This is a genomic window from Janthinobacterium saanense (genome assembly GCF_014200675.1).
Taxonomy (GTDB): domain Bacteria; phylum Pseudomonadota; class Gammaproteobacteria; order Burkholderiales; family Burkholderiaceae_D; genus Janthinobacterium.
Genome location: NZ_JACHCI010000002.1, coordinates 203700 through 226599, shown reverse-complemented (window position 1 = coordinate 226599; position 22900 = coordinate 203700). Strand labels below are relative to the sequence as shown.

Annotated in this window: 16 protein-coding genes; 6 read left to right on the top strand and 10 right to left on the bottom strand. The window is 56.9% G+C overall.

What is annotated here, in order from left to right:
* Nucleotides 1-112: 112 nt before the first annotated feature.
* Nucleotides 113-2116 carry a DUF262 domain-containing protein gene (locus HDE72_RS03820; protein WP_183737401.1) on the bottom strand — a complete coding sequence of 668 codons (2004 nt, stop codon included), beginning with the start codon at nucleotides 2114-2116 and terminating at the stop codon, nucleotides 113-115.
* A 1285-nt stretch (nucleotides 2117-3401) separates the two neighbouring features.
* Between HDE72_RS03820 and HDE72_RS03815 the strand changes: the two genes are divergently transcribed.
* Nucleotides 3402-3746: a DUF4288 domain-containing protein gene (locus HDE72_RS03815; protein WP_183737400.1), complete on the top strand. Its 345-nt coding sequence runs from the start codon at nucleotides 3402-3404 to the stop codon at nucleotides 3744-3746.
* Nucleotides 3747-3888: 142 nt separating this feature from the next.
* On the opposite strand, the gene HDE72_RS03810 is transcribed toward HDE72_RS03815, so the two are convergent.
* The 7 genes from HDE72_RS03810 to cyoA form a co-directional block, all read right to left on the bottom strand.
* Nucleotides 3889-4425 (bottom strand): response regulator transcription factor, encoded by a 537-nt coding sequence (locus HDE72_RS03810; RefSeq protein WP_183737399.1) that lies wholly within the window; start codon nucleotides 4423-4425, stop codon nucleotides 3889-3891.
* On the bottom strand, nucleotides 4418-5701 hold the full coding sequence (locus tag HDE72_RS03805; RefSeq protein WP_260176509.1) for an ATP-binding protein: 1284 nt from the start codon (nucleotides 5699-5701) through the stop codon (nucleotides 4418-4420). The genes HDE72_RS03810 and HDE72_RS03805 overlap by 8 nt, the downstream gene beginning before the upstream one ends.
* A gap of 55 nt (nucleotides 5702-5756) precedes the next feature.
* Nucleotides 5757-6575, bottom strand: a complete 819-nt coding sequence (locus HDE72_RS03800) for an SURF1 family protein (protein ID WP_183737397.1) — start codon at nucleotides 6573-6575, stop codon at nucleotides 5757-5759.
* Nucleotides 6572-6973, bottom strand: coding sequence for a cytochrome o ubiquinol oxidase subunit IV (gene cyoD / locus HDE72_RS03795; protein WP_183737396.1), 402 nt, complete (start codon nucleotides 6971-6973; stop codon nucleotides 6572-6574). Before cyoD ends, HDE72_RS03800 begins: the two co-directional genes overlap by 4 nt.
* On the bottom strand, nucleotides 6970-7605 hold the full coding sequence (cyoC, locus tag HDE72_RS03790) for a cytochrome o ubiquinol oxidase subunit III (RefSeq protein WP_183737395.1): 636 nt from the start codon (nucleotides 7603-7605) through the stop codon (nucleotides 6970-6972). Before cyoC ends, cyoD begins: the two co-directional genes overlap by 4 nt.
* Nucleotides 7598-9601 (bottom strand): cytochrome o ubiquinol oxidase subunit I, encoded by a 2004-nt coding sequence (gene cyoB / locus HDE72_RS03785; RefSeq protein ID WP_183737394.1) that lies wholly within the window; start codon nucleotides 9599-9601, stop codon nucleotides 7598-7600. Before cyoB ends, cyoC begins: the two co-directional genes overlap by 8 nt.
* Before the next feature lie 90 nt (nucleotides 9602-9691).
* Entirely contained in the window at nucleotides 9692-10675 is a 984-nt protein-coding gene (gene cyoA / locus HDE72_RS03780; RefSeq protein WP_260176470.1) for a ubiquinol oxidase subunit II, read from the bottom strand.
* A gap of 220 nt (nucleotides 10676-10895) precedes the next feature.
* Between cyoA and HDE72_RS03775 the strand changes: the two genes are divergently transcribed.
* Nucleotides 10896-12242 (top strand): MFS transporter, encoded by a 1347-nt coding sequence (locus HDE72_RS03775; RefSeq protein WP_183737393.1) that lies wholly within the window; start codon nucleotides 10896-10898, stop codon nucleotides 12240-12242.
* 93 nt (nucleotides 12243-12335) lie between these two features.
* Here the strand turns inward: HDE72_RS03775 and HDE72_RS03770 are convergent, their stop codons facing one another.
* Nucleotides 12336-12827 (bottom strand): hypothetical protein, encoded by a 492-nt coding sequence (locus tag HDE72_RS03770; RefSeq protein ID WP_183737392.1) that lies wholly within the window; start codon nucleotides 12825-12827, stop codon nucleotides 12336-12338.
* Between the two features lie 151 nt (nucleotides 12828-12978).
* Here HDE72_RS03770 and HDE72_RS03765 point away from each other — a divergent pair, with 151 nt between their 5' ends.
* The 4 genes from HDE72_RS03765 to HDE72_RS03750 are packed head-to-tail and all read left to right on the top strand — an operon-like array spanning nucleotide 12979 to nucleotide 19622.
* Entirely contained in the window at nucleotides 12979-16446 is a 3468-nt protein-coding gene (locus HDE72_RS03765; RefSeq protein WP_183737391.1) for a response regulator, read from the top strand.
* Nucleotides 16447-16454: 8 nt separating this feature from the next.
* Nucleotides 16455-17318 carry a CheR family methyltransferase gene (locus HDE72_RS03760; protein ID WP_183737670.1) on the top strand — a complete coding sequence of 288 codons (864 nt, stop codon included), beginning with the start codon at nucleotides 16455-16457 and terminating at the stop codon, nucleotides 17316-17318.
* On the top strand, nucleotides 17308-18498 hold the full coding sequence (locus HDE72_RS03755; protein WP_183737390.1) for a hybrid sensor histidine kinase/response regulator: 1191 nt from the start codon (nucleotides 17308-17310) through the stop codon (nucleotides 18496-18498). Before HDE72_RS03760 ends, HDE72_RS03755 begins: the two co-directional genes overlap by 11 nt.
* A gap of 8 nt (nucleotides 18499-18506) precedes the next feature.
* On the top strand, nucleotides 18507-19622 hold the full coding sequence (locus HDE72_RS03750; protein ID WP_183737389.1) for a PAS domain-containing protein: 1116 nt from the start codon (nucleotides 18507-18509) through the stop codon (nucleotides 19620-19622).
* Here the strand turns inward: HDE72_RS03750 and HDE72_RS03745 are convergent.
* A complete protein-coding gene (locus tag HDE72_RS03745; protein ID WP_311735190.1) occupies nucleotides 19619-22849 on the bottom strand; it encodes a PAS domain-containing protein in 3231 nt (1076 codons plus the stop codon). The genes HDE72_RS03750 and HDE72_RS03745 overlap by 4 nt on opposite strands.
* Between the last annotated feature and the right edge of the window lie 51 nt (nucleotides 22850-22900).

Here is a 22900-nt window from a genome sequence, read left to right as displayed (position 1 = left end):
ATCTAATCGGATTGGCAGAAAGACCTTTATTTATCCAGAGCAATAAATCTCATACTCTTAGGATACTTATTACACTTAACACCAACCCGCATATTTATTGCAACAAATAAAATTATTGAGAACTGAATTTATTACTTCTCAGCAAAAACGAAAGTCCAAGTGCTTTAATTTTTTGCTCATTATCACCAATAACAAATCCCCATTTTGACTCCATAAAACTTAACATTTTAATTCCACGCTCAACAATCTCAGGCGCACCCCAATCTGCATATGCAGCAACTTCATTCTCTGAATAACTACCATACCGATATCCAACAGTATCACTTTCTCTTCCAATTTTCTCATGAAATGATTTATTACCTAAGCTGGAATTTTTCGGAGCCGAAAGAGCAAGTAAATTACCCAAAGAATTTCTTAGGAGACGTTTTTGAGTAGGTGTAAAACTCCCAAACCTTTCAGTCCAGTACGGAGATCTTGCTTTCTGAGGATATATATGCTCAATAGACGAGTAATCGCTTTGGAAATTTTCAGCACAAAATGCATCCCAATCAATTTTTGATCTGGAAGATTTAGATTTTTCTTTTAAAGAAAGTTCATATTCAAATAAAAAATAGTTAATGCTTCTCCATCCGTAATATCCTGGCCCATTTTTTATCCAATTATTTATTGAATCAGCAACAGATTCTTCTTTTAATATCTGATCGATAGTGTTTGTGTAAAAAGTTACCAAATGATCTATTTTTACTTTGCCTTTCATGAATTTAACAACTTCAATATTTATATAGCGATTAAAATATAAGGTTCTTTGAACACCCCACTTCATGGATGTTAAAAAGTTCCAACGCTCAAATGCATGAAGCAAAGTATGACGTTTTGCCGAATTTTTTTCCAAAACATACAATGTCAACAACAAAGGACTTGCACCATATCCCCGCAATCGCCCTAAGCGCTCGAGCATTATTTTCTCATTTTCTGAATAATCACTTCTATCAGGAGTGCTTATTTTAAAATAAATTTCTACAGAAGATTTTAAGTGTGCAGCATAGTCGTGAAGTGTTTCAGACGTAATATTCGGAAGAGGATCATTCGGACTCTCAGAGAGCCTTTTTCTTGTAAATAATCTACCCAATAAAAAGCTAGATGTATTATCAATAACCGTCATATATTTTGACATATATCGCTGACTCTCATCTTCGTCCACAGGAAGTTCTGGGCTTACATATAAATGATAATATAATGAAAAATGAGTTCTTAAAAAATCATCATCTGCAAGTTGTCGCCTTTCATTTTTCCCTAAATTATGATAAACAGTTTTCCATGCATCATTAATAACTCGCCTCAATCTTGTTCCATCACCATTACCAGCATCAGGCATCTGCATTGCTAAATATATTAATCTATTTTTCAGCAGCTCAAGAGTTGACAGTGGCTTCCCTCGATTATTCATAGTCTCAAATGCGACAAATACATCTATTTCTTTTGCTATTTCATATACATTAAAAACTAATTGTTGAGAAATTTTTGTATATAAAACTTCTAGGCTTGACTTCTTTATATCTTTTAATTTTTTTATGAAAAAATCTTTAGCATTTAAAAGATTTCTTGTGTAAATTGTTTCTTCGTTTGTGGAATGATGGTCAGATGGTTCACCAAATATCTTTGTTTTTAGATATTCATAACTTGGATTGTCTTTTTCATATCCAAATATATAGGCTCTAGAGTGACTTTTTGCACGATGATCAAAAATGTATTTTTTCTCAACAGAATCGGCAGGAGTAAAATTTAAATCGTCATCACCGGAAATTTCCAATATACATTGCAGTAATATAGTGATAGTTGTAAGACGTTGTTGACCATCAACGACATAGTATGGCGCATATCTCCTCGATTCAATTATCCACCTATCATCAACCCAATTCTCCCAAATAGTTGCAGGTACAGCTTCTAAAGTTAACACACCGGTATAGTGGTTCTTTCCTTCGACGAGCTGCTCCAAATCTGCCCAAAAATCTTTCAAATGACGCTCCTCCCAAGAGTAGCCACGTTGGTAATCTGGAATGCGGAAGAGTGATTCGTGAAATATTTTTGATACTGTAAAGAGCTCCGTTTTCATCATTTATCTTCCATTGCTATAATTTAAATTGCAAGAAATGCCACACTACCATAGTTCCATCCTTTTGGGGAATTATATTTACTCCAGACTTATTTCTTTAACAACATAATTAAACCAAGAATCACAAAGAAAATTATCTAGAAAAAAAATAGCTAGAGATTCCCTACATCCCTTTTTATTTGTAAATCTAAATAAATATATGATTTATAAATAATAAAAAAATAGGCCTTATTCCTTGGATAATGAAGTGGGTTTTTACTATTGGTATAAATTTCACTCCCTCAACACTTCAATCATGTAATTACTTCTCGAATGGCTATGCGTAAATTCAGAGGTGACCGACATATGAATTTCCAATAGGACGAATATTCCATTTTAGTTTAAAGGTAGAAAATAAGGCGCTAGGAAAATACTGATTATTCATCGACGGCACTTCTCTAAGGAAGCGCTGATTAATTCAGTTTCTAAAAATCCGTCCCCTTACAAATCAAGAACTTACATACATGGTTTGGACGAAAAGTCGAATTAATCGGTGGCTCCCTAACGCATTGAGCTGAGACAACAACGGCATTTCACCAGCCCATCAGGCTTTGACAGCAAAAAATTGATGAACTACTTAGATATGGAACTAGAACTAACCACCGCAGTGCGAGAAAGAATAATGTCGCTCTCGGCATCAGTTGATTAGCTAAGTAATCTCCACGAAATTATTGTGCATTGGTCGTAAACAGAAGCGGATGCGCTGCAAGGTGGCCGCCGCGATGCAATGGAGCAGAGGATGAACCTTACTGACAGCCCTACAGCGCGCCGCTTATGAAATTCAGGAATAACAATAATTTAATGCAACTTACTTAGTAAAGGTCAATGACTGTGTGGTGCGAGTTCGAAGTACAACGAGACTTGGAAGATTGTTTCTGAACCTAAAAGCGAATGGGAGGCTAGCACCTGATTCCTGGCAGCAATGGCAGACGCACGCTTCCCCTGGGGGTATTGTCAGTTTGGATGCGTTTTGCTATACAATGATCTTCCCTAGTGGCGCAGACATTCAATTCTTGCATCTTCGCTTGGAACAATGTGCATTAGAGAAAAGTGAATTGGATGAAGCCGCAGAATACTTAACATGCGCATATATGCTGAAAAAACGGGAATTCGTTTGGTCGGGTAACTGCAAATATTTTTAATTCTTAAAGAGCAGGATAATATCGCCGGAACCTGGCCAGTGGCAGTTCCTCGTCGTAGGCGTGTCAAGCTTTCTATCTGTGCTTGCAATGGTCGCGCAGGTGACGATGTGGCCGTCACGAATTGCGCGCAGCCGACCTTACTCATTGAAATCGTATTGATCAAGGCTGACTGTCCGGACGCGGCCTATATGAAGGCCAATTTACTCTGCGAATCGTCGGAACATGTTTACATGAATCGTCAGGGCAAGGCCGTGACACAGCGATATGTGGGACTTCATGCGCTAGACAGCTTGCAGACTGAGGAACTTGACGATGAAATGATACTGCAAGTGCGACTTGTAGACGACCCGCGTGCAGACCAAGCTGACTTGCTAGTGCGCTCTCGCGAGCACTTGTCCCTCTTTGGCGGGAAAATGGAAGGGATCGACCATCTCGACCATCTCGATCAGTGAACTATTCTGTGCTTAATCACTGCCCGACCGGGCGAGAATTTTTGGGAATTCAACCTTCATCCTCAATCAAACAGCCCGAAGTCGCACTAGCCGTTGTCATGCGCGCCGTCGGGTATGGGAAGCAGAGCCGGCAGATCAGCCCCTACTTCACCCGCTGCTTTTCCAGCTTCCTCGCCAAAGTCCGCCGGTGCATGCCCAGGCGGCGGGCCGTTTCCGAGATATTGAAATCCGTTTCGGCCAGCATTTCGTGGATGCGCTCCCATTCCAGGGTCTTGATATTGGTCGCGCGGCTGGTCAGTTCGATTTCGGCGCTGCCGGCCACGTGGCCGAAGGCCGCCTCGATATCGTCCGTGTTCGATGGCTTGGCCAGGTATTGGCAGGCGCCCAGCTTGATCGCCTCCACAGCCGTGCCGATGCTGGCGTAGCCGGTCAGCACGACGATCAGCATGTCTTCATTGCGCTGGTGCAGCATCTGCACGCAAGCCAGGCCTGAGGTGTTGCCGTTCAGCTTGAGGTCGACCACCGCGTAATCGGGCTTGTGGTGTTCCAGCAAGGCGCTCGCTTCATCATGATTGGTGGCGTGGATCACGGTGTAGCCGCGCCGCTCGAACGAGCGGGCCAGGGTGCGCGCAAACGCCGCGTCGTCTTCCACGATCAGTAACAAACGCTCGTCAGTCATTATTCTTGTTTTCCGTTTCCAGTTTGATGGCCGCCAGCGGCAAGGTCAGGTGCACTACCGCCCCGCCCTGCACGCGGTTGCGCGCCGTTACCGTGCCGCCCAGGGTGCGCGCCACGTTGACCACCAGGAACAAGCCCAGTCCGCCGCCGGGTTTGCCCTTGCTGGACTGATACGGCTTGCCCAGGTGATTCAGCATCGAGGGCTCGAAACCGGGGCCGGCGTCGGTGACGACCAGGTGCAAGGCATCCTGTTCGCGCGTGGCTTCGAAGCGCAGCCAGTCCGGCGATGCTTCCAGTGCATTATCGAGCACATTGCAAATGGTTTGTTTTAAAGTCGAATCAAACACCACCGGCACATCGTGTTCGATGCGGTTGTCGTATTCAAAATCATGGATCGGGCGGCTGCTGCGCCATTCGTCGACCAGGTCGCCCAAAAAGGTATTGATCGTGGTCTTGACGGAAGATTCGCCGCGCGCCTCGCCAGCCGACAGCAAGATGCCGCTGACGATGCTCTTGCAGCGTTGCAACTGCGCCTGCATTTCGGTGATTTCTTCCAGCAACTCGCCATTCTTGCTCAATTCGGGCATGCGGCGCCAGTCACCGAGGATGACCGATAAAGTGGCCAGCGGCGTGCCCAGTTCGTGCGCCGCACCGGAAGCCAATAGACCCATGCGGATGATATGTTCTTCTTCGGCCGCGCGCTGGCGCAAATCGGCCACCTTGGCGTCGCCGGCGCGCTGGTTGCGGTTGATGCGCGTGATAAACACCACCAGCAAGGCCGCGTTCAGGATAAAGCAGATCAGCAAGCCCTGGACGTACAGGCTGGAAAAGCCGCGCTCGGGATCGATGGACAGGATCAGCGGTGGCCCCGGCAGCAAGGCCAGACCGCCCAGGCACAGACTGGTAATGGCCACCATGATCCAGGTCGACCATACTTCCAGCAGCACGGCGCTGAGGATGACTTGCAGTAAATACAGGAAGGCAAACGGGTTGCTGATGCCGCCGCTCAGGTAGAGCTGGGCTGTCAGCACGGTCACATCGACCAGCAAGGCCAGGAATAGCGCCGTGTTCGAGACGGGCTGGCGTTCGTGCCAGCGCAACAGGCTGGCCAGGTTGAAGGCGATCAGACAAGACAGCACTTCGAGCATATACGGCACGGGCAATGCGATCCCGAGGCCGACGCCGACGCCAAAAATCGTGCTGATCTGGCCGATCACGGCCAGCCAGCGCAGCTGGATCAGCAGCTTCATGTTCTGGTGGCCGGCCGGATGTTCCATCTCGGCCGCCACCGCACCGCGTTCCAGCACAGCGCGGTTAGGCAGTATTTCCACCTTAGCCGCCCTGCTGTCCAGCTTGTTTTGCCTCGGCCTTGGCCTTGCGCTTGCGCTCTTCGCGCAGCAGCCACCAGCTGATGCCGGCCACCATCAGGGCCAGCGCATACCAGGTGAAGGCGTACACCAGGTGACTGTTATGGAAGGAAATCACCGTCAGGCCACCGACCGGGGCGTCGGCGGCGGTTTCCTGATTTTTTTCGGCATCGACAAAATATGGCGCCACCTTGGTCAGCATGTTCGAGGTGGCAATCGCCGCCACGTCGCGCGAATACCAGTGCTGCGTGGCAGGACTGTTTTCACGCAAAAAGCCGCCGCCCGTCTCGCTGATGCGCAGCAAGCCCTGGACGGTGACGATGCCGGCCGGCGTGCTGGCGGCGATGCTTTCGCGCCTGGGCACGAAACCCCGGTTGATCAGCACGGTGCTGCCGTCTGCCAGGCGCAAAGGCGTCATCAGCCAGTAGCCGCTGCCGAGTTCGGTGGTGGCTTGCACCAGGGTATTGAATATGGGGAGATAAGTACCGGAGAGCCGCACGTGGCGGTATTCATCCGTTTGCTGCGTCACACTGGCCCATGCTGCAGGTCCAGGTGCGTCCGTTGCGGGCGCATGTACGCGCTGGTCGACGCGCGCGATCAGGTCAAGCTTCCATTGCAGGCGCTTGACTTGCCAGGTGCCCAGGGCACAGAAACCGGCAAACAAGATCCCCGCCAGCACCAGCCATACATAACGCATGACTGTGCCGCGTGGGCCTGGCGCGGCATCTTGCGATGCGGCGCCAGGGGCGCGCCCGATACTGCCTGGGCGCGGTTGACTCATCATGGAGCCGATTGCATGTGCATGGCGTCAGGCATCATGCTAGGCATCATGTTGTGGTTCATGTGGTACATGACCCACAGCGAACCGGCCATGGCAATGACCACCACCATGATGGTGAAGACCAGTGCCATCATGTTCCAGCCGCCTTCGGACTTGGCGTTCATGTGCAGGAAGTACACCATGTGTACCACCACTTGCACTGCTGCAAACGCCAGCAGTACCAGGCCCATCGTGCCCGAATCGGTGATGACCTTGTTCATCACCAGCCAGAAAGGAATTGCCGTCAGGATCACCGAGAGGATGAAACCGATGGTGTAGCTTTTCAGGCTGCCATGATCGTGCTGGTCATGGTGCTGGCTGTCATGGTGATCATGGTCGCCGTGTGTGGTGTGGTCGCTCATGGCAGGACTCCCATCAGATAAACAAAGGTGAATACGCCGATCCAGATCACGTCCAGGAAATGCCAGAACAGCGACAGGCACATCATGCGGCGGCCATTTTCAGGCGTCAGGCCATGCTTTTTCAGCTGGAACATCAACGTCACGAGCCAGACGATACCGAACGTCACGTGCAAGCCGTGGGTGGCAACCAGCGCGAAGAACGAAGACAGGAACGCGCTGCGTTGCGGGCCTGCGCCTTCGTGGATCAGGTGATGGAACTCATACAGTTCCAGCGACAGGAAGGCCAGGCCGAACAGGCCGGTAATGGCCAGCCATACCAGGGTAGCGCCCAGTTTCTTGCGCTGCATGGTCAGCATGGCGAAGCCATAGGTGATCGACGACAGCAGCAGCATGGCCGTGTTGACGGCCACCAGCGGCAGGTCGAACAGTGCGGCGCCGGTCGGACCGTCTGCATAGTTGCGGCCCAATACTGCATAGACGGCAAACAGGCAGGCGAAGATCAGGCAATCGCTCATCAGGTAGAGCCAGAAACCCAGCAAGCTGGCGTTTTCCGGGTGGTGCTCGCGCACAAAGTAGCTGCGCGATGGTGCGGCGCCAGCGGCGCCGGTGTTATGGGCGATGGTATCAGACATGGCTGCTCAGCAATTTAGTGTAAGCGTCTTCGGTACGGGTCACTTCTTCCGCCGAAATATAGAAATCGCGCTTGTAGTTAAAGGTATGGGTGATGATGGCAGCCATCATGACCACGAAGCCGAGGCCGGCGACGAGCCACATTTGCCAGATCAGGCCAAAACCAATCACGGCGCTCAAGGCGGCGATCACGAAACCAGCCCAGGTGTTCTTAGGCATGTGAATCTTCGTGAAGCCCGACGTCGGACGCTGGTAACCGTGTTTCTTCATGTCGGTCCATGCATCGAGTTCGTGCACTTGCGGCGTGAAGGCGAAATTATAGTCTGGCGGTGGCGACGACGTCGACCATTCCAGCGTACGGCCGCCCCATGGGTCGCCGGTCACATCGCGCAGTGCTTCGCGGTTGCGGAAGCTGACATAGAACTGCACCAGCATCGAACCGATACCCAGCGCGATCGAGACAGCACCAAACCAGGCGATGATGGTCCACACTTGCAGCGATGGATCTTCAAAGTGGTTCATGCGGCGGGTCACGCCCATCAGGCCCAGCACGTACAGCGGCATGAAGGCCAGGTAGAAGCCAACGAACCAGAACCAGAACGAGCATTTGCCCCAGAAGTTATCGAGCTTGAAGCCGAATGCTTTCGGGAACCAGTAGTTGATTGCAGCGAACACGCCAAACACCACGCCACCGATGATCACGTTATGGAAGTGAGCAATCAGGAACAGGCTGTTGTGCAGCACGAAGTCAGCAGGTGGTACGGCCAGCAGCACGCCGGTCATGCCGCCGATGGTGAAGGTGATCATGAAGCCGATCGTCCACATCATGGGCAGTTCGAAACGGATACGGCCGCGGTACATGGTAAACAGCCAGTTGAAGATCTTCGCGCCCGTCGGGATCGAGATAATCATGGTGGTGATACCAAAGAAGGAGTTGACGCTGGCGCCCGAACCCATGGTGAAGAAGTGATGCAGCCACACCAGGTAGGACAGGATCATGATGACGCAGGTAGCGTAGACCATCGAAGCATAGCCGAACAGGCGTTTGCTGCTGAAGGTGGCGACGACTTCCGAGAACACGCCGAACAGTGGCAGGATCAGGATGTACACCTCTGGGTGACCCCAGATCCAGATCAGATTGACGTACATCATGGCGTTGCCGCCCAGTTCGGTGGTGAAGAAGTTAAAGCCGGCGATACGGTCCAGCGACAGCATGGCCAATACAGCGGTCAGCACCGGGAAAGCAGCGACGATCAGGATGTTGGTGCACAGAGCGGTCCAGGTGAACACTGGCATTTTCATCCAGGTCATGCCAGGCGCGCGGAACTTGACGATGGTGGCGATCAGGTTGACGCCAGACAATAGCGTCCCGACCCCGGCAATCTGCAATGACCATATGTAATAGTCTACCCCCACATCCGGACTGGCAGCGATGCCAGACAGCGGTGGATATGCCAGCCAGCCCGTGCGCGCGAATTCGCCGACGAACAGGGAAGCCATCACCAGCACGGCACCGAAGGTGGTCATCCAGAAGCTGAAGTTGTTCAGGAATGGGAACGCCACGTCGCGGGCGCCGATCTGCATCGGCACGACATAGTTCATCAGACCCGTTACGAAAGGCATCGCGACGAAGAAGATCATGATCACGCCGTGGGCGGTGAAGATCTGGTCGTAGTGATGCGGAGGCAGGAAGCCAGGGTTGTCGCCAAAGGCGATCGCCTGCTGGGTACGCATCATGAGCGCGTCGGCAAAGCCGCGCAACAGCATGACCAGGCCCAGGATCATGTACATGATACCGATTTTTTTATGGTCGATACTGGTAATCCAGTCGCGCCACAGGGTACCCCAGACGCGGAAATACGTCAGCGCTGCAAGCAGTGCGACGCCGCCCACTCCGACCATGGCAAAGGTCGCGAGCAGGATAGGTTCGTGAAATGGAATTGCATCCCAAGTCAGACGGCCGAATATAAGCTTCGTCAGATCAATATGGTCTAGCATTGTTACTCTCAGAGAAAAAAGGGAGGCGCCAGGCAAACGGCGCCAGTATCTGCAGCGCCAATACCATGCGCTGCCTGATTCATGCAGTTGTTACTTGGATTGAACGCCCTTTTCAACGACTGCATCGCTAGCGACTACTGCCGTTACGGCCGCTACCGGGCTGTTTGCCACCGGCGCCTTGTAAGGCTCGACCGGCGTAACACACAGGGCGTCCGAAACGATGGTGCGGTTCAGGATAGCCTTGTACAAATCAGCCGGCACATTGCTGTAGCGGCGCACAGGATCGCGCTCGCTCGGCTTTTCCAATGCCAGGTAATCGTCGCGGTTCAGCGCGCCGCCACCGGCACGTGCCGTTTCTACCCATTTATCAAAGTCCGCGTCGCTCACGCCATGGAACTTGAAGCGCATGCCCGAGAAGCCGGCGCCGCTGTAGTTCGACGAGAAGCCGTCATACACGCCGGTCTTGTTCATCACGGCATTGAGTTTCGTTTCCATACCCGGCATGGCGTAGATCTGACCTGCCAGTGCTGGAATGAAGAACGAGTTCATGACGGACGAAGCGGTAATCTTGAAGCGGATAGGACGATCAATCGGCGCATACAGCTCATTGACCGTGGCGATACCTTGCTCAGGGTAAATGAACAGCCATTTCCAGTCCAGCGCCACGACTTCCACGATCATCGGCTTGGTGCTGGCCGGAATCGGGCGGTTGGCGTCGATACGGCTCAATGGACGATATGGGTCCAGGGTGTGGGTGCTGATCCAGGTCAGCAGGCCCAGCACGATAATGATCAGCAGGGGCGCGCCCCAGATGATCAGCTCGAGGCGAGTCGAGTGGTCCCAGTCCGGCTCATATTTGGCCGCGGTGTTGTTTTTACGGTAGCGCCATGCGAAGAGCAGGGTCAGGGCGATCACCGGAACGATAATCAACAGCATCAGCAATGTCGAGATGACAATGAGATTGCCTTGCTGAATAGCAATGTCACCGGACGGATTCAGTACCACTGTATTGCAACCAGCCAACAGAGTCAGGGGTAACAAAGCCAGTCCGTGACGAACTTTTAATGAAAACATACAGGAAAATCCAGTACAGGGGATGAAGATATGTTACTGTATTCTTACTGGAGCGCGTTGGCAATTGGACGTTTTGTCCACCCCCTGGCTCGGACTTTTACTCGGCAGCAGCTGGTTTTTTTGCTACTACCGCATGAATAGTCCACCTCCGGGCGTGAGACCCCCGGGGTAGTGAGCAAACGCGTTGGCCGAACTCGAAACTATATTGGAGACGATCATCATGTCCAGCACGCGCACACACAACGGGGACGTTCCTGCCGACTTTTCCCCACATTCCCTGCGCGACGCACGCGGGGCCGGCACCGAAGAGTCGCACATCGACCCTGGCGAAATTGCCGTCGGCGTCATCATCGGCCGCGCTTCCGAATACTTTGACTTCTTTGTGTACGCCATCGCCTCGGTGCTGGTGTTTCCGCGCGTCTTCTTTCCGTTTGAAGAGCGCCTAGAGGGCACCTTATATGCCTTTTTGATTTTCTCCTTCGCTTTCATCGCCCGCCCCTTCGGCACCGTGATCTTCATGGAGATCCAGCGCCGCATGGGCCGCAGCGCCAAGCTGACGATCGCCCTGTTCCTGCTGGGGGTATCGACCGCCGGCATCGCCTTCCTGCCCACCTACTCCCATCTGGGCTTCGCCGCCATCATCTGGCTGTCCGTGCTGCGCATCGGCCAGGGCGTCGCGCTCGGCGGTTCCTGGGATGGCTTGCCGTCCTTGCTGGCCCTGAACGCGCCAGCCAACAAGCGCGGCTGGTACGCCATGCTGGGCCAGCTGGGCGCACCGGTCGGCTTTTTGATCGCCGCCGGCCTGTTCTTATATATGCTGGTCACCCTGTCCGACGATGAATTCCTCGACTGGGGCTGGCGCTACCCCTTCTACGTGGCCTTCGCTATCAATGTGGTAGCCCTGTTTGCCCGTTTGCGCCTGGTATCGACCAATGAATATGCGCGCCTGCTCGATGAACGCGAACTGCAGCCGGTCAGCGTGTTCGAGATGAGCCGCGGCCAGGGCCGCAACGTGGTGATCGGCGCCCTCGCCGCGCTGGCCAGCTACGCCCTGTTTCACCTGGTCACCGTGTTCCCGCTGTCGTGGATTTCCGTCTACCAGACGCGTTCGGCGCCCGACTTCCTGAAAGTCCAGATGGTGGGCGCCGTGCTGGCCGCCGTCGGCATCGTCCTGTCGGGCTTGCTGGCGGACCGCTTCGGCCGCCGCACTACCCTGGGCGTGCTGGCCGTGCTGATCGCCATCTTCAGCGCCTTCGTGCCTACCCTGATGGGCGGCGGCAATACCGGCCAGGACGTCTTCATCCTGGTGGGCTTCAGCCTGCTGGGCTTGTCCTACGGCCAGGCCGCCGGCGCCGTGACCGCCAACTTCCCTGCCCGCTTCCGCTACACGGGCGCCGCCCTGACCTCCGACCTGGCCTGGCTGGTCGGCGCCGGTTTCGCCCCACTGGTGGCACTGGGACTGTCGGCCAACTTCGGTCTGGCCTACGTCAGCTTCTACCTGCTGTCGGGCGCCGTCGCCTCGCTGGCCGCGCTCAGCCTGAACCGGGCGCTGGAGATACGCGACTGACATATATGTAGCCGTCAACTTCAAGCCAACAAAAAGCGCCGGACAATTTGTCCGGCGCTTTTTCATTTACCCAGTAGCAGCCGCATCAGCCAATCACGGCATCAGGTGATACACATTGATAAATTTCCGCACACCATCAGGATGGGCCGTTTTCCACGCTTCCAGTTCGGGCCGGTAAGCTTCTTTATATTGCAGCATCAATAAGGCGGTTTCCAGCTGGCCGGCATCGGCCAGTTTGCGCATCACCTCTTGCGCCAGCGGATCATTGGCGTCAAGGGCAATTGCGCGCGCCGCCAAGCCCTGCGAGGCGCTGCGTGCATCCTTGTGTTGTTCAGCAGTGAGGCTCTTTTCATTCGACACCACGTAATAAAGCAAACTCAGGGCACTGACCGGATTGGACGCCACAGGATCGGCCTCGCTTGCCTGTTCAAATTTTCCACGCGCTTCCTTCATTTGCCCCGAACTCAGCAAGGTTATGCCCTGCTGCACCAGTTGCTGGCTTTGCTGGTTACCGAGCACCACCGCTTGCGCGCTCAGCTGGACACTGCCAGCCAGCATGGCGCCGAAAATAATATGACGAAGCATAGACTCCCTATTCTTGAATGATGGAAAAACACCAAGCAGAATGGCATTGCTGACAACTCGCCAGACATGCTAATGCAAGCTGCGCTCCCGTGCATGAAAAACATTGCACTTCAGTTAAAATCCTTTCCACCGCTCACCCACCCCGGCCCCGATGAATACCAAGACGCCTATCGACACCTTCAGTTTCCGCCGCATACTGGCCCGCAATGTCACCCTGCCCCTGATCGTGGGTGTGGTGACGGCGCTGGTGTTTGTCGGCCTGATCGCCTACCTTTTGTCCTCATTGCGTTCCGTCGAGCATTCGGAACGGGTGATCGGCAATGCCAATGAAGTCATGAAATTGTCGGTCGACCTGGAAACGGGCATGCGCGGCTATTTGCTGACGGGAGATGAAACCTTCCTGGCGCCCTATAAATCGGGCAAGGCCAAGATCGCCGTCGAAATGTCTACCCTGCTGGAACTGGTAGCCGACAGCCCGATGCAGGTCGACCGCCTGCGCCGCATCCGCGCCTTGCAAGGCCAGTGGATGGACTACGCGGAAAGCGTGATCGCACAGCGCCGCAACAACCAGGAATTCCTGGTCCGCGTACGCCAGGGCGAAGGCAAGCTGGAATTCGATGAAATCCGCCGCGAATTCCTCAACTTCATCACCATGGAGCAGCGTTTGCGCCAGGAACGCAGCGACCAGGCCGAAAATGGCACCACGTTCACGGTGCTGGTATTTCTTTTCCTGAGCCTGGGCTTGTCGGGCCTGCTGGCCTACCTGGGCCGGCGTGAGTTGCTACAGCTATCGTCCATTTACAACGAGGCACTGGAGCAGCGCGGCAAGGATAATGATGTGCTGCAAGAACAGGCGTGGTTGCGCACGGGGCAAACCGAACTGGCGGAACACACGCGTGGCCAGTTGGCCCTGCAGCAACTGGGGCGGCAAGTACTCGATTTCCTGGCCAGGCGGCTGGAAGTTGCTGTCGCCACCCTGTATGTGGTCGATGACGATGGCAGCCTGCGCCGTGCAGCCGTGTATGGTTTCACCGAGCAAGGCGCGCGCGAAAAACAGGTGTTCAAGCTGGGCGAAGGACTGGTGGGTGAAACGGCGCGCGAAAAACGCCTCAAGCATATCCGCCAGGTGCCGGGCAACTATCTGACCGTCCATTCCAGCGTGGGCCATGGCGCGCCGCTGGAACTGGTGCTGTTGCCGGTGGATAATGAAGGCACCGTGAATGGCGTGATCGAGCTGGCCTTTACGCACCCCGTCGACAAACGCGACCTGGAATTGCTGCGCCTGATCGCCGCCAATGTCGGCACTTCGGTGGAAGCGGCGCAATACCGTCAGCGTCTGCAAAATGTACTGGAAGAAACCCAACAACTGAATGAAGAGCTGGAAGTGCAGCAAGAAGAATTGCGCACCGCCAACGAAGAACTGGGTGAACAGTCGCGCGTGCTGGAACAGTCGCAAGCGCATCTGGAAACGCAAAAAACGGCGCTGGAACACTCCAACGAGCAACTCGCCGTGCAGGCACTGGCGCTGGACCAGAAAAACATGGCCATAGTCGAAGCCCACACCCAGCTCGAGGCGCGCGCCGAGGAATTGCAAAAGGCCAGCCGCTACAAGTCGGAATTCCTGGCCAATATGTCGCACGAGCTGCGCACCCCGCTCAACAGCTCCTTGATCCTGTCGAAACTGCTGGCCGACAATAGCGGCGGCAATCTGACGCCCGAGCAAGTGACGTTCGCGCAAACCATCTATTCGGCCGGCAACGACTTGCTGACCCTGATTAACGACATCCTCGACATTTCCAAGGTCGAAGCCGGCAAGCTGGAACTGGTGCCGGAATCCGTGCCTTTCGAAGAGTTATTAAGCAGCATGAAGATGCTGTTCGGCCCGCAAGCCCAGCAAAAGCATCTGGACTTTGTGGTGCAAGTGGCGCCCGATACGCCGCCCGCGTTTGTCAGCGACCGCCAGCGCCTGGAACAAATCCTCAAGAACCTGCTGTCGAACGCCATCAAATTCACGGATGCGGGCACGGTAACCCTGCACGCCGGCGTGGACGAGGCCGGCAATGCGCGCTTCCAGGTACAGGATTCCGGCATCGGCATCGCCAGCGACCAGCAGCAGCGCATCTTCGACGCCTTCCACCAGGCCGATGGCACGACCAGCCGCCGCTATGGCGGCACGGGCCTGGGCCTGTCGATTTCACGCGATCTGGCAGCATTGCTGGGCGGCAGCATCGAGCTGGCCAGCACGCCGGGCCAGGGCAGCACGTTCAGCTTGACCCTGCCGCTGGCCTGGCAAGCAGCGGCAACGCCGCATCGCCCAGACCTCGTTAGCGCACCAGCCAGCCAGCCTGCCGCACCTGTAGCCATACCTGCAAGGGCCGTGCCCTTGCCTACTTTCAAGGATGACCGCGACCAGGCAGGCGCCGCCAAGACGGGCCAGCGCTCGGTACTGGTGATCGAGGATGAACCGGCGTTTGCCGGCATCCTGTTCGACCTGGCGCATGAAATGCACTACCGCTGCCTGGTGGCGCACGGCGCCGACGAGGGCTTGCGCCTGGCCTTGGAGTTCTTGCCCGACGCCATCTTGCTCGATATCGGCCTGCCCGACCGGCCAGGTTTGCTGGTCTTGCAGATGCTCAAGGAAAATCCGCTGACCCGCCATATCCCCGTGCACATCGTGTCCGGCAACGACCAGGTGCAAGCGGCCATGCAGCTGGGCGCCATCGGCTACGCGACAAAACCGCGTACGCGCGACCAGCTGAAAGACGTATTCCTCAAGCTCGAGGCCAAGTTCACGCAAAAGATGAAACGCATACTGCTGGTGGAAGACGATGAACGCCAGCGCGCAAGCGTGGTGCGCCTGATCAGCGACGATGACGTGGAGATCACTGCCGTGGCGCTGGGCGAAGAGGCTTTGGCCTTGCTGAAAACCCAGACTTTCGATTGCATGATCATCGACTTGAAACTGCCCGATATCCAGGGTAACGAGTTGCTCGAGCGCATGGAACACGAGGAACTGTGCTCCTTCCCGCCCGTCATCGTCTACACGGGGCGCAACCTGAGCCGCGAAGAAGAAGCGGACCTGATGAAATATTCGCGCTCCATCATCATCAAGGGCGCCCGATCGCCCGAGCGCCTGCTGGACGAAGTGACCTTGTTCCTGCACAAGGTAGAGTCGGAACTGTCGAGCGAGCGGCAAGGCATGCTGCAACAGGTGCGCAGCCGCGAGCGCGTCTTCGAAGGCCGCAGAATCTTGCTGGTGGACGACGACGTGCGCAACATCTTTGCCTTGACCAATGCGCTGGAGCAAAAAGGCGTGCTGGTGGAAATCGGCCGCAATGGTTTCGAAGCGATCAGCAAGCTCAACAGCGTGGACGATATTGACCTGGTGCTGATGGATGTGATGATGCCCGGCATGGATGGACTGGAAGCAACGCGCCAGATCCGCGCCGACGGCCGCTTCAACAAGCTGCCCATCATCGCCATCACGGCCAAGGCCATGAAAAATGACCAGGAAGAATGCCTGCAGGCGGGCGCTTCCGATTATCTGGCCAAGCCTATCGACCTCGACCGCCTGTATTCGCTGCTGCGCGTGTGGATGCCGAAGATGGAACGCATGTGACGCAAACGATGCATGCCTCGGTAGTACCCTATACAGATGCGCAACTGCAAGCGTTGATGGAAGCGCTGTACCAGCGCTACAGCTACGACTTTCGCCACTACGCCCTGCCCTCGCAGCGCCGCCGCCTGAACCACGCGCTGGAGCGTTTCCAGTGCGCCAGCCTGCCCGCTTTGCAGCGGATCGTGCTGGACGACGCCGTCGCTTTTGGCCAGCTGCTGCAGATTTTGACCGTGCCGGTAACGCAAATGTTCCGCGACCCCGGTTTTTTCCTGGCCTTGCGCCAGCAGGTAGTGCCTGTGCTCAAGACTTACCCTTCGCCCAGGATCTGGGTGGCCGGCTGCTGCACGGGCGAGGAAGCGCTGTCGCTGGCCATCGTGCTGCACGAAGAAGGCTTGCTGGCGCGCAGCCTGATCTACGCCACCGATATCAATCCGCAGGCGCTGCAGAAAGCAGCCCAAGGGGTGTATCCACTGTTGCGCATGGAGCAGGCCAGTGCCGACTATCTGGCGGCGGGCGGCACGGGCTGGCTGCAAGACTATTACACGGCCGAGCATGCGACGGTGCGTTTCGATGCCCGTTTGCTGGAACACATCAATTACGCCGACCACAGCCTGGCGACGGACAGCGTGTTTGCGGAAACGCAATTGATCTGTTGCCGCAACGTCTTGATTTACTTTAACAAAACCTTGCAAGACCGGGCGCTGGGCCTGTTTCACGAATCGCTGTGCCACCGGGGTTTCCTGGGACTGGGCAGCCGCGAAGTACCCAACTTTTCCAGCGTTGCCGACGATTTCGAGCCTCTGCCTGAAGTAGCAAAGCTGTACCGCAAGCGCGCCAGGAAACACGTTTCAGGAGTACGCCATGACACATGACAGCAGCACCAAATTATTGATCGTCGACGATCTGCCTGAAAACCTGCGCGCCCTGAACGCCCTGATACGCGAACACGACCGCAGCATCTATCAAGCCTCGTCGGGCGAAGAAGCGCTGGCTTTGCTGCTGGAACATGATTTCGCGCTGGCCATCCTCGACGTGCAAATGCCCGGCATGGATGGTTTCGAGCTGGCGCAATTGATGCGCGGCACCGAAAAAACCCGCCATATTCCCATCGTCTTCGTCACGGCGGCCGGCAAGGAAATGAATTTTTCCTTCCAGGGTTATGAAAGCGGCGCCGTCGATTTCCTGCACAAGCCGCTCGACATCAATGCCGTGCAAAGCAAGGTCAACGTCTTCGTGGCCCTGCACCAGCAGCGCATGGAAACGCGGCGCCAGGTCTTGGCGCTGGAACAAAGTCGTTTACAACAGGAAGCGCTGCTGCAGGAATTGCGCACCACCCAGGCCGAGCTGCAGCGTTCCTTGCGCATGCGCGACGAATTCATGTCGATGGTGGCGCACGAATTGCGCACGCCATTAAATACCCTGTTTTTGGAAACGCAGATGCGCACCTTGAACCTGGAACGCGACAATCTGGCCGCATTCGCGCCAGACAAGCTGCAAAAAATGGTCGAGCGCGACGGGCGCCAGATCCGCAGCATGGTGCGCCTGATCGACGACATGCTCGACGTATCGCGCATCAGCAGCGGCAAGCTGTCGATACGCCGTGAACTGGTCGACCTGAGCGAACTGGTGCGGCGCCTGGCCGACGATCTGTCACCCTATGCGGCATCGACCGGCAGCACGCTGGAGCTGCAGGCGCTGGAGCAGATCAGCGGTTACTGGGACGCCTTCCGCGTCGAACAGATCGTCGTCAACCTGATCAGCAATGCCTTGCGCTATGGCGGGGGGAAACCGGTTGCCATCAGCCTGGCGGCCACGCAAAACAGCGCCGTCATCGAAGTGCGCGACCACGGCATCGGCATCAGCGCCAAGGACCAGGAACGTATCTTTGACGCCTTCGAACGGGTGGTGCAGCATGACCGCAGCGGCGGCCTGGGCCTGGGACTCTTCATCACCAAGCAACTGGTCGACGCCCACGGCGGCGCCATCACCCTGCAAAGCCAGCCCGGCCACGGCGCGCTGTTCAGCGTCACCTTGCCGCTGGCAGGAAGCTGAGGCCCGGCATGACCGAGATCAACAAATCTGGCACTGCCGCCTTTCTGCTGCAGCTGGAACGCCGCTTGCGGCCATTGCACGATACGCACGACATCCTCGCCCTGTCGGCGCAGATGCTGGGCCAGCGCCTGGGCGCGCAGCAGGTCAGCTGTTTTGAGGTCGACCCAAAGCATGCTGGCCTGATCGTGCAGCATGCCTGGAGCGACGGCATGGTGCCTGGCGCCGCGGGCGAGTATGTGCTCGGAGATGAATTAAAGGCGGAATTGGCGGCCGCCCGTCCCGTCGCCATCAGCGACGTGGCCCACGATACGCGCACGTCCACGCCGGCAGCCCTGGCAGCATTCTTTCGCCTGTCCGTGCAGGCCCTGCTCTACGTGCCCATCACCAGGGAAGGACGGCTGGCCGCGCTGGTCGCCATCCACAGCCACACGGCAAGGCTGTGGCACGCGGACGACATCGAACTGGCCGTGCATGTGTCGGAGCGGGCCTGGTCGACCATCTTGCGGGCGCAGGTCGAAACCAGGCTGCGCGCGCTGAGCGCCAACATGGAACGCCTGCTGGCAGAGCGCACGCACGCATTCGGCCGTACCTGGACAGTCAGCCCGGACCTGCTGGGCGTGCTCAACCTCGATGGCTATTTCGAGCATTCCAATCCCGCCTGGCAAGCCACCCTGGGCTGGAGCGAAGAAGAAATCCGCCGCACGCGCTTTCTGGAACTGCTGCATCCCGACGACCTGCTACGCACCCAGGCCACCTGGGAAGCGGCAAAACAGGGCCAGCCCGCCTTGCGCTTTGAAAACCGCTACCGCCACAAGCTGGGCGGATGGCGCTGGCTATCGTGGGTGGCCGTGCCCGAGGGAAACAAAGTATATTGCAGCGCCCGCGACATCAGCCTGGAGAAAAAACTCGAAGCGGAACTGCTGCAGGCCTCGCGCCCCTTGCACGGCAGCGTGGCCCGCGATCTGGACGAGGTGCTGCAAATTATTGCCAGCAAGCTGCAATTGCTGCAAGCCAGCGTGGCCAACGATCCGCAAGCGGCACTGCAACTGGCCGCTTGCAGCGCCGCCGTCGAACAGGGCGGCGCACTGGCCGCGCAGTTGCTGGCCAGCCGAACCGGCAGTTAGCCTGCCTGCGCAGCACGCCTGCGCTTGAGCGCGGCTGCCAGTTCATCCAGGCTGTAGGGTTTTTGCAGGAAATGCGCATGCTGGTCTTGCGCCAGGCTGGCGCCCCAGTCGTGGCCCGAGGCAAACACCACGTCCAGGTGGGGCCAGCCGGCGCGCGCGTGGCGGGCCAGTTCCACGCCGGACAGGCCGGGCAGGCTGATGTCGGTCACCAGGATGTCCAACCCCGGCAAGGCCAGCAGCGGCAAGGCTTCTTCGGCGCTGCGCACGCCGTGCACGGTATGGCCGAGGATATTGAGCATTTCCGTGCTCATCACACGGGCATCGTCATTGTCTTCCACCAGCAGCACGCGCCGGCCCGAGGGGTCGGGCGCGCCCGGCAGGCGGCGGTCGGCCAGCAGATGGCGTACCGTGCGCGCCAGGTCTTCGCGCCGGTAAGGTTTGCTCAGCAGCTCCACGCTGGGCGCCAATCGTCCATCCTGCATGATCACGTTATGCGTGTAGCCCGAGGTAAACAAGACGGCCAGTTCCGGCAGCAGCAGCCTGGCCTGGCGCGCCAGTTCGGTACTGCCCACGGCGCCGGGCATGACCACGTCGGTAAACAACAGGTCGACGCTGACGCCGCCGCGCAGAATCGTCAAGGCAGTCGCGCCATCGCCCGCGTGCAGTACTTCATAGCCCAGGCCGCGCAGCATGTCGACCACCGTGTTGCGCACGGCGGCGTCGTCTTCCACCACCAAAATGGTTTCGCCGCCGCCCAGCACGGGGCCGGCCAGGCCAGGTGGCGGTTCGGCCAGGCGCTCCAGCGAGCGCGGCAGGTAAATCTTGAAGGTGGTGCCGGCGCCGGGCGCGCTATCGACCTTGATGTGGCCGGCGCTCTGGCGTATGAAACCATAGGCCATGCTCAGGCCCAGGCCGGTGCCATCACCTTCTTTCTTGGTGGTAAAGAACGGCTCGAAAATCTGGTCGATCACGTGGCGCTCCATGCCATGGCCCGTGTCGGTGATAGTCAGCAAGACATACTGGCCGGGCAGCACATCGGCCTGCTGGCTGGCATAGGCAGCATCGAGCGTGACATTGCTCAAGGTAAAAGTGAGGCGGCCACCCTCTTCCATCGCATCGCGCGCATTGATCGCCATGTTCAGCAGCACGTTTTCCATCTGGTTCGGGTCGACCAGGGTGTGCCACAGGCCGTCACTGATAAACGTTTCTTCGGCGATTTGTTCGCCCAGCGCGCGCCGTATCAATTCATGCATGCGGCGCAGCAAGCGTCCCAGGTCCGTCACCAAAGGCCGCAAAGGCTGGCGGCGGGCAAAGGCCAGCAATTGGGACGACAGCTTGGCGCCCCGTTCGACGGCTGCCGCAGCCGAGGCCAGGCGCTGCGCCGCCTGCGAATTGTCGGCCAGGGTCAGTTTCAGCAATTGCAGATTGCCCGAGATAATTTGCAGCACGTTATTAAAGTCGTGCGCCACACCACCCGTCAGCTTGCCAATCGATTCCAGCTTTTGCGCCTGCAGCAGCGCCTGCTCGCTGCGCACCAGCGCCAGCCGCGCGTCGCGCTCATCGGTCACGTCGCGGCCGATCGCATGCACCAGGTTTTGCGCGGGCACGGCCGTCCACGAGATCCAGCGGTAACTGCCATCGCGGCGCCGGTAACGGTTTTCCATGCGCAAGGTGGCGCCACAGCGGGCCATGCGCGCCAGATCGTCCAGCGCCGCGCTGCGGTCTTCGGGATGCACCAGGCTGATGAAATCCATGCCCAGCGACTCGATTTCAGGTCGCTCCAGTATATGGGTCCAGGCCGGATTGACAGCGATAATCTTGCCGCGCATATCGGCCACCAGCATGATGTCGGTCGACAAGCGCCACATGCGGTCGCGGTCCGCCGTGCGGTTGGCCATTTCCTCTTCCAGCGAAGAATTCAGATAGGCCATCTTTTCCAGCAGATTTTTTTGTTCCTGCACGTCCGTGTTGGTGCCTACCCAGCGCAACACCAGACCCTGCTCGTCGAACAAGGGCATGGCGCGCGCCAGGAACCAGCGGTAGCTGCCATCGCTGGCGCAGCGCATGCGAAATTCATTTTCATAGGCGCTGGCGTTGGCCACGGCCTGCCGCCAACTGTCTTTGGAAGCCTGGCGGTCATCGGGATGCACGCATGCACGCAAGCCGCCTTCGACCAGCGCCTGCAGCGACAAGCCCGTGTATTCGCAGACGCGCTCGTTGACCCAGTAAGTGTTGCCCTGGCTGCAGGCCAGCCAGGCCTGGTTGGGCATGGCCGAAGCCAGCGAGCGGAACTGGGCCTCCCGGTCAAGCAAGGCATGGCGCGCATGCCAGTGGTCATCGATATCTTCCGTGGAGCCATACCATTTCATGGGCTGGCCAGCCTCATCGCGCCGGCAATAGGCGCGCGCCCTTACCCAGCGGTAGCGCCCGCCACGCCGCTGCACGCGCAACTCCACGTCGCAGGGCTGGCCGCTGACAACCGCCTCGCGCCAGGCCGCCTCGGTGCGCGCCAGGTCTTCGGGGTGGACTGCATCGCGCCAGTCGTCGCCGAGGCCGGGATTACCCGTCCATTCGCGCCAGCGCTGGGCCACGTAATCGAGCTGACCCTGCTTGTCGGCGGTCCACAACACCTGGGCGTTGAGTTCGATAGCGTACTGAAAATGTTCGCGGCTGGCGTGCAAGGTCGCTTCCAGCTCGCTGCGTTCGATCACATGGGCCGTAATGCGCGCCGCGACCAGCAGTAATTCGATTTCGTCTTGTGTAGGATGTCCAGGCGCCTGGAACAGCAGGCCCAGCACGCCCAGGATGTGGCCCTTGGCGCTAAACACGGGGGCGACCCAGCAGGCACGGTAGCCGTGCAACAAGGCTTCCTTGCGGCCCAGGCTCCAGCCTTGCTCGCGCGCAATGTCGCCGCAATACACGGGCGCGCCGGAAAAAGCCGCCACGCCGAAGGGCGACAGCGGCGACGGCGGCGTATCTTGCTGCAGGCTATGGCAAAGATCGTGTGGCAGGCTGGGAGCGGACAGACCACTGATGCGGTCAGCCTCGTCGATCGTGACGACGCAGCCATGCATGATCTCCTCTGACTGGCCTTGCAGCGCCAGCAACAGATGTTCCAGCACATGGACCAGGCTGCTGCCCGCTGCAATGCTTCCCAAGGCGCCATGTTCGGCGTCCAGCAGTTTGATGATGTTGTTTGCGTGCACCTTGTCGATAAGCCATGTCACTGATGCCCGGAATATACCATGGTGCAAGCCTATCAAGACAGAAAAGCATAA